This window comes from Microbacterium salsuginis (assembly GCF_012524205.1).
GTDB classification, from domain to species: domain Bacteria; phylum Actinomycetota; class Actinomycetes; order Actinomycetales; family Microbacteriaceae; genus Microbacterium; species Microbacterium salsuginis.
In genome coordinates, this window is sequence record NZ_JABACI010000001.1 from 349,962 (window position 1) to 362,107 (window position 12,146).

A 12,146-nucleotide genomic window follows, 5' to 3' on the forward strand; every position below is an offset into this window, starting at 1 on the left:
GGCGTCAGGACAGCGGTGAGGGCGCGGGCGAGAGCACCGCGCCGACGATCGCCTCGATGGCGAACTCCGATGCGGCCGCGAGGTCGACCGCGTCGGGGTCGAGCAGCCATTGCACCTGCAGCCCGTCCATGACGGCCAGGATGCTGGCGGATGCCGCGGCCACGGTCTCGGGTGCGGTGACGCCGCGCTCGGCGCACACGACGGCGAAGGCGTGGGCGACCTCGGCGCGCAGCGTCTCGTAGCGCTTCTGGAAGAAGTCCCGGCCCGGGTGGTCGTCGGTCACCGACTCCGCCGAGAGCACGACGTACGCCTGCACGATGCCCGCGCGGTGCGCGTTGACGAACGCGGTGCGCACGAGGTGACGGAACAGCGGCATGCCGTCGGGGATGTGCTGCTCTTCGAGATCGGCCACGTCCGTCTCGTCGCGGTGACGCAGCACCTCGAGCAGCAGCTGATCCTTGGATCCGAAGTGATGCAGGATCCCGGCGTGGGTCATGCCGACCTGATCGGCGATCTCCTGCAGGGTGCCGCCGGTGAAGCCCTTGCTCCCGAAGATCTCGACCGCGGCGTCGAGGATGTCTCGGCGCCGCGCGAGTGTCTCGGGTCTCGAGCGCGGTTGCCGCCGCTGAGTCGCCACGGTCGGCACCCCCTTCTTCGCTGCGTTTCCAGAGTCTACGCACGCCGGCGGAACTGGCTCGCCGACACGCACTTGCAATAGTTACTTACTTGATTGTAAGTTGATGCCGCAATCACTCGCGACGCCGTGGTCACACCTGGATACACGGCGCCGTGCACCCATCACGAAGGAGTAGCAATGAGGCTCAGAACCTCCCTCGTCGCCGTGGGCCTCGCCGCGGCGATCACGCTGACCGGCTGCGCCGGCGGCGGCAACGACCCCGCCGAGCCCGAGGCCGGCGCAGCACTCACGATCGCCAAGCCCGACGGACCGATCACGACCGAAGGCAACAACCCCTGGGTCGGCGACTCGTCGGCCCTGCGTCTGGGCTACGCCAACGCGATCTTCGAACCGCTGGGCATCGTCAACCTCGTCGACCCCAGCGCCGAGGTCGTGCCGTGGCTCGCGTCCGAGATCACGTGGGCCGAGGACTACCGCTCGGTGCAGCTGACCGCTCGTGACGGCGTCACCTGGAACGACGGCGAGGACTTCACCGCTGAAGACATCGCGTTCACGTTCGAGCTCATCAAGGACAACCCGGCGCTGGACACCACCGCGCTGGGCATCACGGATGTCGCGGTCGACGGCGCGACCGTGACGGTGTCGTTCGAGAACCCGATGTACATCAAGCAGGACAAGGTCCTGCACAAGCTCATCGTGCCCGAGCACGTCTGGGCGGAGGTCGACGACCCCACGACCTTCACCAACGAGGAGCCCGTCGGCACCGGCCCGTACACGCTCGAGAGCTTCAGCACGCAGTCCGTCGAGCTGACCGCGCGCGACGACTACTGGGGCGGCGAGCTCGCTGTGCCGACGCTGTACTACGTCTCCTACGCCGACAACACCGCACTGACCACGGCGTTGGCGAACGGCGACGCCGACTGGGCGCAGTCGTTCATCCCCAACGTGCAGTCGGCGTACCTCGACAAGGGCGAGGACAACGTGTACTGGGCACCGGCGGGCTTCGGCATCGACACGATGTTCGTGAACACCCTGGAGAAGCCGTTCGACGACGTCGCGTTCCGCCAGGCCGTGAACATGGTCATCGATCGCGCCAAGCACGCCGAGATCGCACGCGAAGGCGGGGTGCCCGAGCTCACGTCGGTGACCGGACTGCCGACGCCGGCCGGTGACGACTACATCTCGGCGGAGTTCGCCGGGCAGGACTTCGCCGTCGACGTCGAGGGCGCCAAGGCCGTGCTCGAGGGCGCGGGGTACACGTGGGACGGCGACACCCTCGTCGACCCCGACGGCGAGCCGGTCACCTTCACGCTGACGGTGCCGCAGGGCTGGAACGACTACGTCACGGGCATCAGCCTGATCTCGGACGCGGTGAAGGAGCTCGGCGTGGACGCCGCGGTCGACACCCCGGACTCCGACAGCTGGTGGGAGGCCAAGGGCGCCGGCGACTTCCAGGCGATCCTGCACTGGACCGACTCCGGTGCCACGCCGTACGACCTGTACAGCGACATGATGGACGGCCGGTTCCTCAAGCCTCTGGGCGAGGCGGCGGACTTCAACTTCGGGCGTTACGACAGCCCGGAGGCGACGGCCGCGCTCAACGAGTACGCCACCACGACGGACGAGGCCGCCCGCGCGACCGCGCTCGAGACGATCCAGCGGATCTTCGTCGAGGACGTGCCGACCATGCCGATCGGCACGCGCCCGTTCATCAGCCAGTACAACACCCGCAACTACGTGGGCTGGCCGAGCGACGAGGACCCGTACGTCAACGCCGACCCCACGCAGCCGACCGCGGTCTACATCCTCACGAAGCTGCAGCCGTCCGGCTGAGCGGGATCCGGTGCGGGGGCCGGGCCCACGGCCCGGCCCCCGTTCCGTGACACCGCGTCCGCGAGACGACGACCCTTCCCACACGAAATCGAGACATGACCGAAGACGTTCTGCTGACGATCTCCGACTTCAGCGTCACCTACGACGTCGATCCGCCGGTCGAGGCGGTCCGCGACGTGAGCCTGCAGCTGCGGCGCGGCGAGATCCTCGGCCTGGCCGGAGAATCCGGCTGCGGCAAGACCACGCTGGCCTACGGCATCCAGCGCCTGCTCAAGCCCCCGGCCGTCATCACCGGCGGCGACGTGCTCTTCCATGACGCGAGCGGTGAGCGAGTCGACATCGGCGCGCTGTCGGACGACGACATGCGGCAGTTCCGCTGGGACAAGGCGTCGATCGTCTTCCAGGGCGCGATGAACGCGCTCAATCCCGTCATCACGATCGGCCGGCAGCTCGCCGACGTCTTCACGACCCACCGCCCCGAGCTGTCCCGCCGCGAGCGCACCCGTGCATGCGGCGACCTGCTCGACCTCGTCGGCGTCGGCCGCGAGCGGCTGAAGTCCTACGCCCACGAACTCTCGGGCGGGATGCGACAGCGCGTCATGATCGCCATGGCGCTCGCGCTGCATCCGCAGCTGATGATCATGGACGAGCCCACGACGGCCCTCGACGTGCTGGTGCAGCGCGAGATCCTGCGCCAGATCTCGGATCTGCGTCGCGAGTTCGGCTTCTCGGTCATCTTCATCACCCACGACCTGCCGCTGCTCCTGGAGATCTCGGACCGCATCGCGATCATGCGGGAGGGGCGCATCGTCGAGCTCGACACCGCCGAGAACATCTATCGCGACGCGCAGCACGAATACACCCGCACGCTGCTGTCGTCGTTCCCGAGCCTCACCGGCGAGCGGGGCGACTTCGTCCGCACCGGCGCCGCCGCGACGGAGGTGCCGGCATGACGACCCTCGAGTTCCGCAGCGTCTCCAAGCGCTACCGCGTGCGCGGCGCCGGACACATGCTCGCGCTCGACGACGTGAGCTTCACGCTGACCAGCGGCCAGATCATCGCCCTGGTGGGTCAGAGCGGCAGCGGCAAGTCCACGATCGCCAAGATCATCACGCAGCTCGAGAGGCAGAGCGCAGGACAGGTCCTGCTCGACGACGCCCCGATCCCCCGGCGCGGCCGCGGACTGCGGCGTTACCGGCAGCAGGTGCGGATGGTGTTCCAGGACCCCTTCGCCTCGCTGAATCCGTACCACACCATCCGCCACCACATCGAGCGGCCGCTCCGTCTGGACCGTGTCGTGCCGGGCGACGACGTCGAGGCCGAGGTCCGGCGTCTGCTGGAGCGAGTGCGATTGAACCCCGGCAGCACCATCGACCGCCGCCCGCACGAGCTCTCGGGCGGGCAGCGCCAGCGCGTCGCGATCGCCCGGGCTCTGGCATCCCGCCCGCGCCTGCTGATCGCCGACGAGCCGGTGTCGATGCTCGACGTGTCCATCCGGCTCGGCGTGCTCAATCTGCTCGCCGATCTGCAGCGCGAGTCCGACCTCGGCGTGCTCTACATCACGCACGACCTCGCGACGGCCCGCCACTTCAGCGACGAGATCATGGTGCTCAACCGCGGTCGCGTGGTCGAGCGGGGCCGCGCCGACGACGTCATCCTGCACCCCCAGGACGAGTACACGCGCCGGCTGCGGGACGCCTCCCCCGACCCCGACCGCCACTTCGCCCGTCCGGATTCGACCGCGCTCGACCAGCAAGGAGCGTTCGCATGAGATTCGCGCTGCGACGCGCCGCCTTCTACCTGTTCACGGCCTGGGCGGCCATCACGATCAACTTCCTCCTGCCCCGCATGATGAAGGGCGACCCGATCTCTGCGTACCTGCAGAAGAACCAGGGCAAGATCAGCCCCGAGGCGGTCGCCGCGCTGCGGACCCTCTTCGGGCTCGACACCGAGCGCACGCTGTGGGAGCAGTACATCGACTACTGGAAGCTGCTGTTCAGCGGCGACCTGGGCCGCTCGTTCTCGCACGGCTTCTCACCGGTGACCGACATCATCGGCACCGCGCTGCCCTGGACGGTCGGGCTCGTCGGGCTCGCGACCGTCGTCTCGTTCATCCTGGGCACCGTCGTCGGCGCCGTCATCGGCTGGCGCCGCGGACGGGGATCGGATGCTGTCATCCCGGTCGCCACGTTCTTCTCGACTGTTCCCTACTTCTGGATGGGCCTCATCGCGATCGCTGTCTTCTCGTCGGCACTCGGCTGGTTCCCGGCATCCCACGCCTATGGCAAGGGGACGCAGCCCGGACTGACGCCCGAGTTCATCGGCGAGGTCGTCTACCACGGCGCCCTGCCCGCCATCACGATCGTCATCGCGTCGCTCGGCGGCTGGATCCTCGGCATGCGCAACATGATGATCACCGTCCTCGACGAGGACTACATCACCGTCGCGCAGGCCAAAGGTCTGCCCGATCGCGTCGTGGTGCGCACGTACGCGGCACGCAACGCGATGCTGCCGCAGCTGTCGAGCTTCGCCCTCGCACTGGGATTCATCGTCGGCGGCACGCTCGTGATGGAGCTCGTCTTCTCGTATCCCGGCATCGGCAAGCTGCTGCTGGACGCGACCAACGCCAAGGACTACCCGCTCATGCAGGGCATCTTCCTGGTGATCACGCTCGCGGTGCTGGCAGCGAACATCCTCGCCGACATCGCGTACGTCATCCTCGATCCGCGCGCCCGTCAGATGGAGGCCTGACATGACCGTCCCGACCACGACCGCGCTCGAGGCGGAGTCCGCCGCCCCCGCTGCGGGACCGGTGCCGGCGCCGCCGGCATCGCCCGCGCCCGCCGGGCGCTCGACCCTCGCCCGCCTCGGCTCGTCGTTCGCGATGTTCCGCAACCGCAAGTCGATCACCGGACTCGCGATCCTTGGCTTCTTCGTGCTGATCGCGGTGTTCGGCGACCTGATCGCGCCCTACGGACCGCTCGAGAAGGACTACACCGCCCTCAAGCAGCCGCCCTCGTGGCAGCACATCCTGGGCACGAGTCACATGGGCGAGGACATCCTGAGCCAGCTCATCTACGGCACGCGGGGCGTGCTGATCGTGGGCCTGCTCGCCGGCGTCCTCGCAACGGCGCTGGCCGTGGCCATCGGCGTGACGGCCGGCGTCGTCACGGGGTGGAAGAGCGAATCGCTGTCGGCACTGACCAACGTCTTCCTGGTGCTTCCGGGCCTGCCGCTCATGATCATCATCGCGTCGCAGTTCGACGACCCCAGCCTGCTACTGATCGCCGCTGTGCTCGCGCTCACCGGGTGGGCGTGGGGTGCCCGGGTGCTCCGAGCTCAGACGATGTCGCTGCGCAACCGCGACTTCGTGCAGGCCGCGCGCGCCAATGGCGAGCCGCTCGGGCGCATCATCACGGTCGAGATGCTGCCGAACCTGATGGCGATCATCGCGTCCAGCTTCGTCGGCACCGTGACCGCCGCCGTGCTGGGTCTGACGACCCTCGCCTTCATCGGGGTCATCCCGATCAACAACCTCAACTGGGGCACGATCCTCTTCTGGGCGCAGCAGAACGGCGCCTTCCCCGACTACTGGTGGTGGTACATCCCGGCGGGACTGTGCATCGCCGTGCTCGGCATGGCGCTGTCGCTGATCAACTTCGGCATCGACGAGTACGTCAACCCCCGTCTCCGCTCCGCCGGCGAGCGGGCGCGCGCCCTGCGCAAGAAGGACATCAAGCCGGCAGGCGGCGTCACCGCCGTCCGCAACGACACGACCGCGCCCGCCGCGCCCCGACAGGAGAACCCGTGACCGACGCCGCCTCGACCGCCGAGCGCTCGCGAACGCCGTACCTGGATCCCTCACTCCCGGTCGCCGACCGGATCGCGGACCTGCTCGCGCGCATGACCGTCGAGGAGAAGGTCGGGCAGATGCTGCAGCTCGACGCGCGCGACGACCTCGACGAGCAGGTGCTGGGCATGCACGCCGGCTCGATCCTGCACGGCTCCCCCGAGAAGGTGCTGCGCGCGCGCGCGCTCACGCTGCAGACCCGTCTGCGGATTCCGCTGCTCGTGGCGGAGGACTGCATCCACGGCCACTCGTTCTGGGAGGGCGCCACCGTCTTCCCCACGCAGCTCGGCATGGCGGCGACGTGGGACCCGCAGCTGCTCGAGCAGGTCGCCCGCGCGACCGCCGTCGAGGTGTCGGCCACCGGCATCCACTGGACCTTCTCGCCCGTGCTGTGCATCACGCGCGACCTGCGCTGGGGCCGGGTCGACGAGACCTTCGGTGAAGACCCGTTCCTGATCGGCGAGCTGGCCTCGGCGATGGTGCGCGGGTACCAGGGCGGCGGGCTGGGCGACCCGACAGCCATCCTCGCCACCGCGAAGCACTTCGCCGGCTACTCCGAGACGCAGGGCGGGCGCGACGCGAGCGAGGCCGACATCTCGCAGCGCAAGCTCCGATCGTGGTTCCTGCCGCCCTTCGAGCGCGTGGCGAGGGAGGGGTGCCGCACCTTCATGCTGGGCTACCAGTCCATCGACGGCGTGCCCATCACCGTGAACGACTGGCTGCTGAACGATGTGCTGCGCGGCGAGTGGGGATACACGGGCACGCTCATCACGGACTGGGACAACGTGGGCCGCATGGTCTGGGAGCAGCGCGTGCAGCCCGACTACGCCCACGCCGCGGCCGCGGCCGTGCGCGCCGGGAACGACATGATCATGACGACGCCCGGCTTCTTCCGCGGCGCGCTGGACGCGATCGACCGGGGCCTGCTCACCGAGGACGCGCTCGACCGTGCCGTGGCTCGCGTGCTGCTGCTGAAGTTCGAGTTCGGGCTGTTCGAGGACCCCCGGCTGCCCGATGCCGGGCGCATCCGCGAGCAGATCGCCTCCGGCGCACACACCCGCCTCAACCTCGAGGTCGCACGCCGTTCGCTCGTGCTGCTGCGCAACGACGGCGTCCTCCCGTTCGCGGGCGGTCTCACCGCCGACGCGTCCGGGCGCGCTGCGCCCTCGCCTGCCGGTGCGCGACGCGTCGCGGTCATCGGCACCCTCGCCGACGACGCGCAGACGCAGCTCGGCGACTGGGCCGGGTCATCCGGACAGGTCGACTGGCTGCCCGACGGCCACCCGCGCGCGACGATCACCACCGTGCTCGACGGGCTGCGCACGCACGCCCCCGACGACTGGAGCATCGAGTACGCGCCGGGCTACGGCATCCTGACCCTCGAGGACGACCCCGCGGGATCGTTCTTCCCTGACGGCCAGCCTCGCCCCCGGATCGTGGTGCCCACCGAACCCGACGAGACGTTGATCGCCGAGGCGGTCGCGACGGCGAAGGACGCCGACTATGCGGTCGTCGTGGTGGGCGACCGCATCGAGCTCGTCGGCGAGGGCCGATCGACGGCCACGCTCGAGCTGATCGGCGGGCAGCGGGCCCTGCTCGAGGCGGTCGCCGCGACAGGCACGCCGCTGGTCGTGGTGCTGCAGGCGTCCAAGCCGCACGTGCTGCCTGCGGCCGTGGCGGATGCGGCGCTCGTATGGACCGCCAACCCGGGCATGCAGGGCGGACGCGCGGTCGCCGAACTGCTGCTCGGACTGATCGAGCCACAGGGCAGGCTGCCGGTGTCGTTCGCACGCCACGTCGGGCAGCTGCCGATCTATTACAACCAGATCCGCGGGCAGCACGGCGACCGCTACGCCGATCTCACCCAGAGCCCGGCCTTCGCCTTCGGCGAGGGTCTGAGCTACACCTCGGTCGAGTACACCGACCTGCGCCTGGTCGATGACGAGCTCGGATCGGACGATGTCGTGACCGCGCGCGTCACGGTGCGCAACACCGGCGACCGGCCCGCTCACGAGATCGTCCAGGTCTACGTGCGCGACAGCGTGACCTCCGTCAGCTGGGCCGACAAGGAGCTCAAGGCGTACCGTCACGTCGACGTCGCGCCGGGTACATCCGAGACGGTCGAGATCACGCTGCCGGTGGCCGAGTGCACGATCGTGGACGCCGCCGGCCGGCGCATCGTCGAACCGGGCGAGTTCGAGCTGCTCGTGGGGCCGTCCTCACGCGACGACGTGCTGCAGAGCGCGGTCTTCCGCGTCGCGGAGGCCTCTGCCGGCCGGACGCCGGCCGAGGCGGAGGCCGCCGGACGAGCGTGACACCGCGCGCCGCGAGGCGCGTCGGTGGTCAGTCGTCGGAGTCGTCCTCGTCCTCGTCCTCGTCCTCGTCGGATTCGTCCTCGTCGTCCGAGTCCTCGTCGTCCGAGTCCTCGGAGTCGTCCGAGTCCTCGGAGTCGTCCGAGTCATCGTCATCCGAGTACTCGTCGTCGTCGTCGTCCGAGTCGTCGTCGTCCGAGTTATCGTCGTCGTCCGAGTCGTCGTCGTCCGAGTTATCGTCGTCGTCCGAGTCATCCTCGTCGTCCGAATCGTCGTCGTCCGAGTCCTCGTCGTCCGCGAGCTCGTCGATGTCGACCCCGTCGACGTCGCCGGCGTGGAGGATCGACGAGCCGTCGTGGTCGAAGTCGACCGCGTCGAGATCGTCGACGTCTTCGAGTTCGTCGTCGTCGAGATCGTCGTCGTCGAGGTCCTCATCGGACTCGACCTCCTCGCCCGCGGCGTGCGCGGCCTCGGCGAGCGCCGCCTGCGTGGCGTGGTAATCGGCCAGGCGGACGGCCCACGGCACCCAGTCCGGCGCGAGGAGGGCGCCGTCGCCGGGGAGCAGTTCGACCTCGAGCACGGTGGGCTCCGCACCTTCGACGCGAGCCAGGCTCACGGTCCAGAACCAGCCGGGGTAGCCGGGCAGTCGGTTGCCGAAGCGCAGCGACACGACGCCGCCGGCCTCGAGCCGGTAGTCGGCCGGCTCGCCGATGGTCCACTCCGGCGTGATCTCACGCAGCGCCGCGAGCGCGAGGTCACGGGAGTCCAGCAGCGCGGCATCGGGCTCGACAGGCTCCGCCTCGTCAGCGGAGTCCGCCACAGGCTCAGGCTCCCCGGTGGACTCTTCGGCAACCGTCTCGACGGACGTCTGAGTCTCGTCGCCCGCCTCGACGTCTGCGTCGGGGCCGGACTCCGGGGTGTGCTCGGCCTGCTCAGGCATCAAGCTCCTCGGCCACCTTGCGGAGTACCGCGGCGACCTTCTTGGCGTGGGCGCCGCTCGGGTAGCGGCCACGGCGAAGGTCTCCGCCGATGCCGTCGAGCAGCTTCACGAGATCTTCGACGATGATCGCCATGTCGTCCGCCGGCTTGCGCGAGCGCTTGGCCAGGCTGACCGGCGCCTCGAGGACGCGCACCGAAAGGGCCTGCGGTCCACGCTTGCCCTCGGCAACGCCGAACTCGAGCCGCGTCCCCGCCTTCGGCGCGGGCGCGCCGGCGGGCAGGGCGGTGGCGTGCAGGAAGACGTCCTGGCCGTCATCGGATGCGATGAAGCCGAACCCCTTCTCCTCGTCGTAGAACCTGACCTTGCCGGTGGGCATTCAAGACCTCGCTGGGTGACGGCGCCTCGCGATCGGGGCGCGGGCGGAACAGAGCATGACGAATGCGGGAACCCTGCGATCCCCACTCCTTCAGCCTACCCGCATGCCCCTTCCCCGGGAGCCGGGGCATCCAGTGGCGGGGCCGAACGGTTAGGCTGGAGCGGATGAGCACGAAGTCTCCGGGCGAGGACGTTCCGATCCGCCGCATCGACCGCATTCTTGCGTTCATGTCGCTCGGACTGCTCGTGCTGTCGATCATCAGTTTCTTCGCGATCATGATCGGCTCGTCCGCCGGCGCGGACTTCGCCTCGGGGATCTGGCCGCTGGTCGGCGTCCTGGTGTACATCGCGCCGATCGTGGCGTTCGCGCTGCTGCTGGCCGTGCTCATCATGAGCTTCGTGCGGAGGGCTCGGGCCAACCGAGGCAGCTGACGACGTGGCCTCCGATGCGCGCGCTCTCGCGACCTGGCTCGCGGCTCGCGACGACGGCGTGCTCGCTGACGCGCTGGCCGCACGCGCCGTCTCGCCGTCGATCGGGTGGCACGACTTCTTCGATGCGGCCGAAGGGCTGCTCGAGCCCGCCTCCGTCGACCGGGCGCTGACGCGCCTGGACCGCGGCGAACTGATCGCCCTGGCATCCCGTGGATCCGTCGCCGGCGGGCACGCGGCCCGCCTGGCTCTCGTCGACGACGCCGGACGGGCGTTCTCTCCGGTGACGACGCGGGTCGAAGCAGCCGCGGCCGCGCATCCCGAGGCGTTCGCACCCGTCCGACACGAGGACGTGCCGGCTGTCGCGGACGCCCGCGCGGTCGCCGCCGCGGCGGAACGCGCGTTCACGACGGCGGGAGCACTCGCCGATGTGCTGCTGGCCTGTCTGCACGCACCGCTCGGACGCACCGGCGCCGGCGCGGTCAGTGCGGCGGACCGCCGGCGGCTCGCGGATGCCGGAGCGATCGCCGCACCCGAAGACCTCGACGATCTGCTCGCGTCCGCTGCCGCCGCCGGCCTCGCCGTGGCGCGCGAGCGGGACTGGGCCGTGACCGCGGCCGGGGAACGATGGCTGGAGACACCCACCCCGGAACGGTGGGCGCAGATCGCCGAGGGGTTCCGGGCGAGCCTGCCGCAGGGCCTGCGCACCCCCGACGGCGGCTTCGTCGCCTCCGGTTCGTGGTCGTCGGCGTACCCCCTCGACCCCGCGTGGCCGGCCGAGTCCGAGCGTCTGCACCGGATCGGCGCCCGCTGGGGCCTGCTGGGTGCGGACGGCGAGGAGTTCCCGTGGACGCGGGCACTGCGCGAAGGCGCGCCGACGGATGCCGCAGCCCTGGCGTCGCATCTGCCCTCCGAGATCGATCGGGTCTATCTGCAGGCCGACCTGACCGCGATCGCCCCGGGCCCGCTCGCCCCCGCGCTGGATCTGCGCCTGCGCTCGCTGGCCCTGCGCGAATCCCGCGCGCAGGCCTCGACCTACCGCTTCACGGCCGAGTCGCTCGGGGCGGGCATGACCGACGGCGAGACCGCCGAGTCGATCCGGCAGTTCCTGGCGGCACTGTCGCTGACGGGCATCCCCCAGCCCCTCGACTACCTCATCGAGAGCACAGCCGCCCGTCACGGCCTGGTGCGGGTGCGCGGCGACGAGGAGCGGGGGCGCACGCGAGTCGAGAGTCCCGACCACGCGCTGCTGGCCGCGATCGCCGTCGACCAGTCGCTGCGTCCGCTCGGGCTCATCGAGACGGGCGACGCCCTGACTTCGAGGGTTGCGCGTGACGCCGTGTACTGGACGCTCGCGGACGCCCGGTACCCCGTCGTCGCGCTCGACGCATCGGGCGCGCCCGAGTCCGTGCATCGACGAGCCACGGTCGCACCGGTCGAGCCGCGCGCCACTCCCCTGCAGACCTACGCGCGGCTCATCGCGACCCTGCGCGGCGGGCACGGCACCGAGGGAGAGACAGGCTGGCTCGAGCGCGAGCTGGAGCAGGCCGTCCGAGGCCGCGCCGAGATCGTCGTGGTCGTGCGCATGCCCGACGGGTCGGAGCGATCGCTGACGCTCGAGGCATCCGGGCTCGGCGGAGGCAGACTGCGCGGCCGCGATCGGGCCGCCGACATCGAGCGCACGCTCCCGGTCTCGAGCATCGTGAGCGTGAGGGCTCCCTGATCGGGACCCCGCAGACGCCCGTCGCCCGGCGCCCGGGTAGACTGGCA

General features: G+C 70.2%; 11 protein-coding genes. 8 read left to right on the forward strand and 3 right to left on the reverse strand.

Annotated features, from left to right (window positions below; translation table 11 throughout):
* Positions 1–4: 4 nt before the first annotated feature.
* On the reverse strand, positions 5–637 hold the full coding sequence (locus HF576_RS01590; protein ID WP_168911031.1) for a TetR family transcriptional regulator: 633 nt from the start codon (positions 635–637) through the stop codon (positions 5–7).
* Between the two features lie 177 nt (positions 638–814).
* Here HF576_RS01590 and HF576_RS01595 point away from each other — a divergent pair, with 177 nt between their 5' ends.
* From HF576_RS01595 to HF576_RS01620, 6 genes are all read left to right on the forward strand, one after another.
* A complete protein-coding gene (locus HF576_RS01595; RefSeq protein WP_168911032.1) occupies positions 815–2,470 on the forward strand; it encodes an ABC transporter substrate-binding protein in 1,656 nt (551 codons plus the stop codon).
* 95 nt (positions 2,471–2,565) lie between these two features.
* Positions 2,566–3,423 (forward strand): ABC transporter ATP-binding protein, encoded by an 858-nt coding sequence (locus HF576_RS01600; RefSeq protein WP_168911033.1) that lies wholly within the window; start codon positions 2,566–2,568, stop codon positions 3,421–3,423.
* Positions 3,420–4,241 (forward strand): ABC transporter ATP-binding protein, encoded by an 822-nt coding sequence (locus HF576_RS01605; RefSeq protein ID WP_168911034.1) that lies wholly within the window; start codon positions 3,420–3,422, stop codon positions 4,239–4,241. Before HF576_RS01600 ends, HF576_RS01605 begins: the two co-directional genes overlap by 4 nt.
* Positions 4,238–5,221, forward strand: coding sequence for an ABC transporter permease (locus tag HF576_RS01610; RefSeq protein ID WP_168911035.1), 984 nt, complete (start codon positions 4,238–4,240; stop codon positions 5,219–5,221). Before HF576_RS01605 ends, HF576_RS01610 begins: the two co-directional genes overlap by 4 nt.
* Before the next feature lies 1 nt (position 5,222).
* Positions 5,223–6,281 (forward strand): ABC transporter permease, encoded by a 1,059-nt coding sequence (locus HF576_RS01615; protein ID WP_168911036.1) that lies wholly within the window; start codon positions 5,223–5,225, stop codon positions 6,279–6,281.
* Entirely contained in the window at positions 6,278–8,635 is a 2,358-nt protein-coding gene (locus HF576_RS01620) for an exo-beta-d-1,3/1,6-glucosidase (protein WP_343234143.1), read from the forward strand. Before HF576_RS01615 ends, HF576_RS01620 begins: the two co-directional genes overlap by 4 nt.
* A 28-nt stretch (positions 8,636–8,663) precedes the next feature.
* Here the strand turns inward: HF576_RS01620 and HF576_RS01625 are convergent, their stop codons facing one another.
* Positions 8,664–9,572, reverse strand: coding sequence for a DUF3027 domain-containing protein (locus HF576_RS01625; RefSeq protein ID WP_168911037.1), 909 nt, complete (start codon positions 9,570–9,572; stop codon positions 8,664–8,666).
* Complete coding sequence (locus HF576_RS01630) at positions 9,565–9,948, reverse strand: cold-shock protein (RefSeq protein ID WP_168911038.1); 384 nt, start codon at positions 9,946–9,948, stop codon at positions 9,565–9,567. Before HF576_RS01630 ends, HF576_RS01625 begins: the two co-directional genes overlap by 8 nt.
* A 164-nt stretch (positions 9,949–10,112) precedes the next feature.
* Between HF576_RS01630 and HF576_RS01635 the strand changes: the two genes are divergently transcribed.
* Both HF576_RS01635 and HF576_RS20670 read left to right on the forward strand, forming a co-directional pair.
* Positions 10,113–10,379 carry a multidrug ABC transporter ATPase gene (locus tag HF576_RS01635; protein WP_168911039.1) on the forward strand — a complete coding sequence of 89 codons (267 nt, stop codon included), beginning with the start codon at positions 10,113–10,115 and terminating at the stop codon, positions 10,377–10,379.
* Positions 10,380–10,383: 4 nt separating this feature from the next.
* Positions 10,384–12,099: a helicase-associated domain-containing protein gene (locus HF576_RS20670; RefSeq protein WP_168911040.1), complete on the forward strand. Its 1,716-nt coding sequence runs from the start codon at positions 10,384–10,386 to the stop codon at positions 12,097–12,099.
* Positions 12,100–12,146 lie beyond the last annotated feature (47 nt).

Coding starts and splice junctions, on each gene's coding strand:
- HF576_RS01630 (WP_168911038.1), bottom strand. CDS start 9,948: ATGCCCACCGGCAAGGTCAGGTTCTACGACGAGGAGAAGGGGTTCGGC.
- HF576_RS01635 (WP_168911039.1), top strand. CDS start 10,113: ATGAGCACGAAGTCTCCGGGCGAGGACGTTCCGATCCGCCGCATCGAC.
- HF576_RS01615 (WP_168911036.1), top strand. CDS start 5,223: ATGACCGTCCCGACCACGACCGCGCTCGAGGCGGAGTCCGCCGCCCCC.
- HF576_RS01595 (WP_168911032.1), top strand. CDS start 815: ATGAGGCTCAGAACCTCCCTCGTCGCCGTGGGCCTCGCCGCGGCGATC.
- HF576_RS01605 (WP_168911034.1), top strand. CDS start 3,420: ATGACGACCCTCGAGTTCCGCAGCGTCTCCAAGCGCTACCGCGTGCGC.
- HF576_RS01600 (WP_168911033.1), top strand. CDS start 2,566: ATGACCGAAGACGTTCTGCTGACGATCTCCGACTTCAGCGTCACCTAC.
- HF576_RS01610 (WP_168911035.1), top strand. CDS start 4,238: ATGAGATTCGCGCTGCGACGCGCCGCCTTCTACCTGTTCACGGCCTGG.
- HF576_RS01625 (WP_168911037.1), bottom strand. CDS start 9,572: ATGCCTGAGCAGGCCGAGCACACCCCGGAGTCCGGCCCCGACGCAGAC.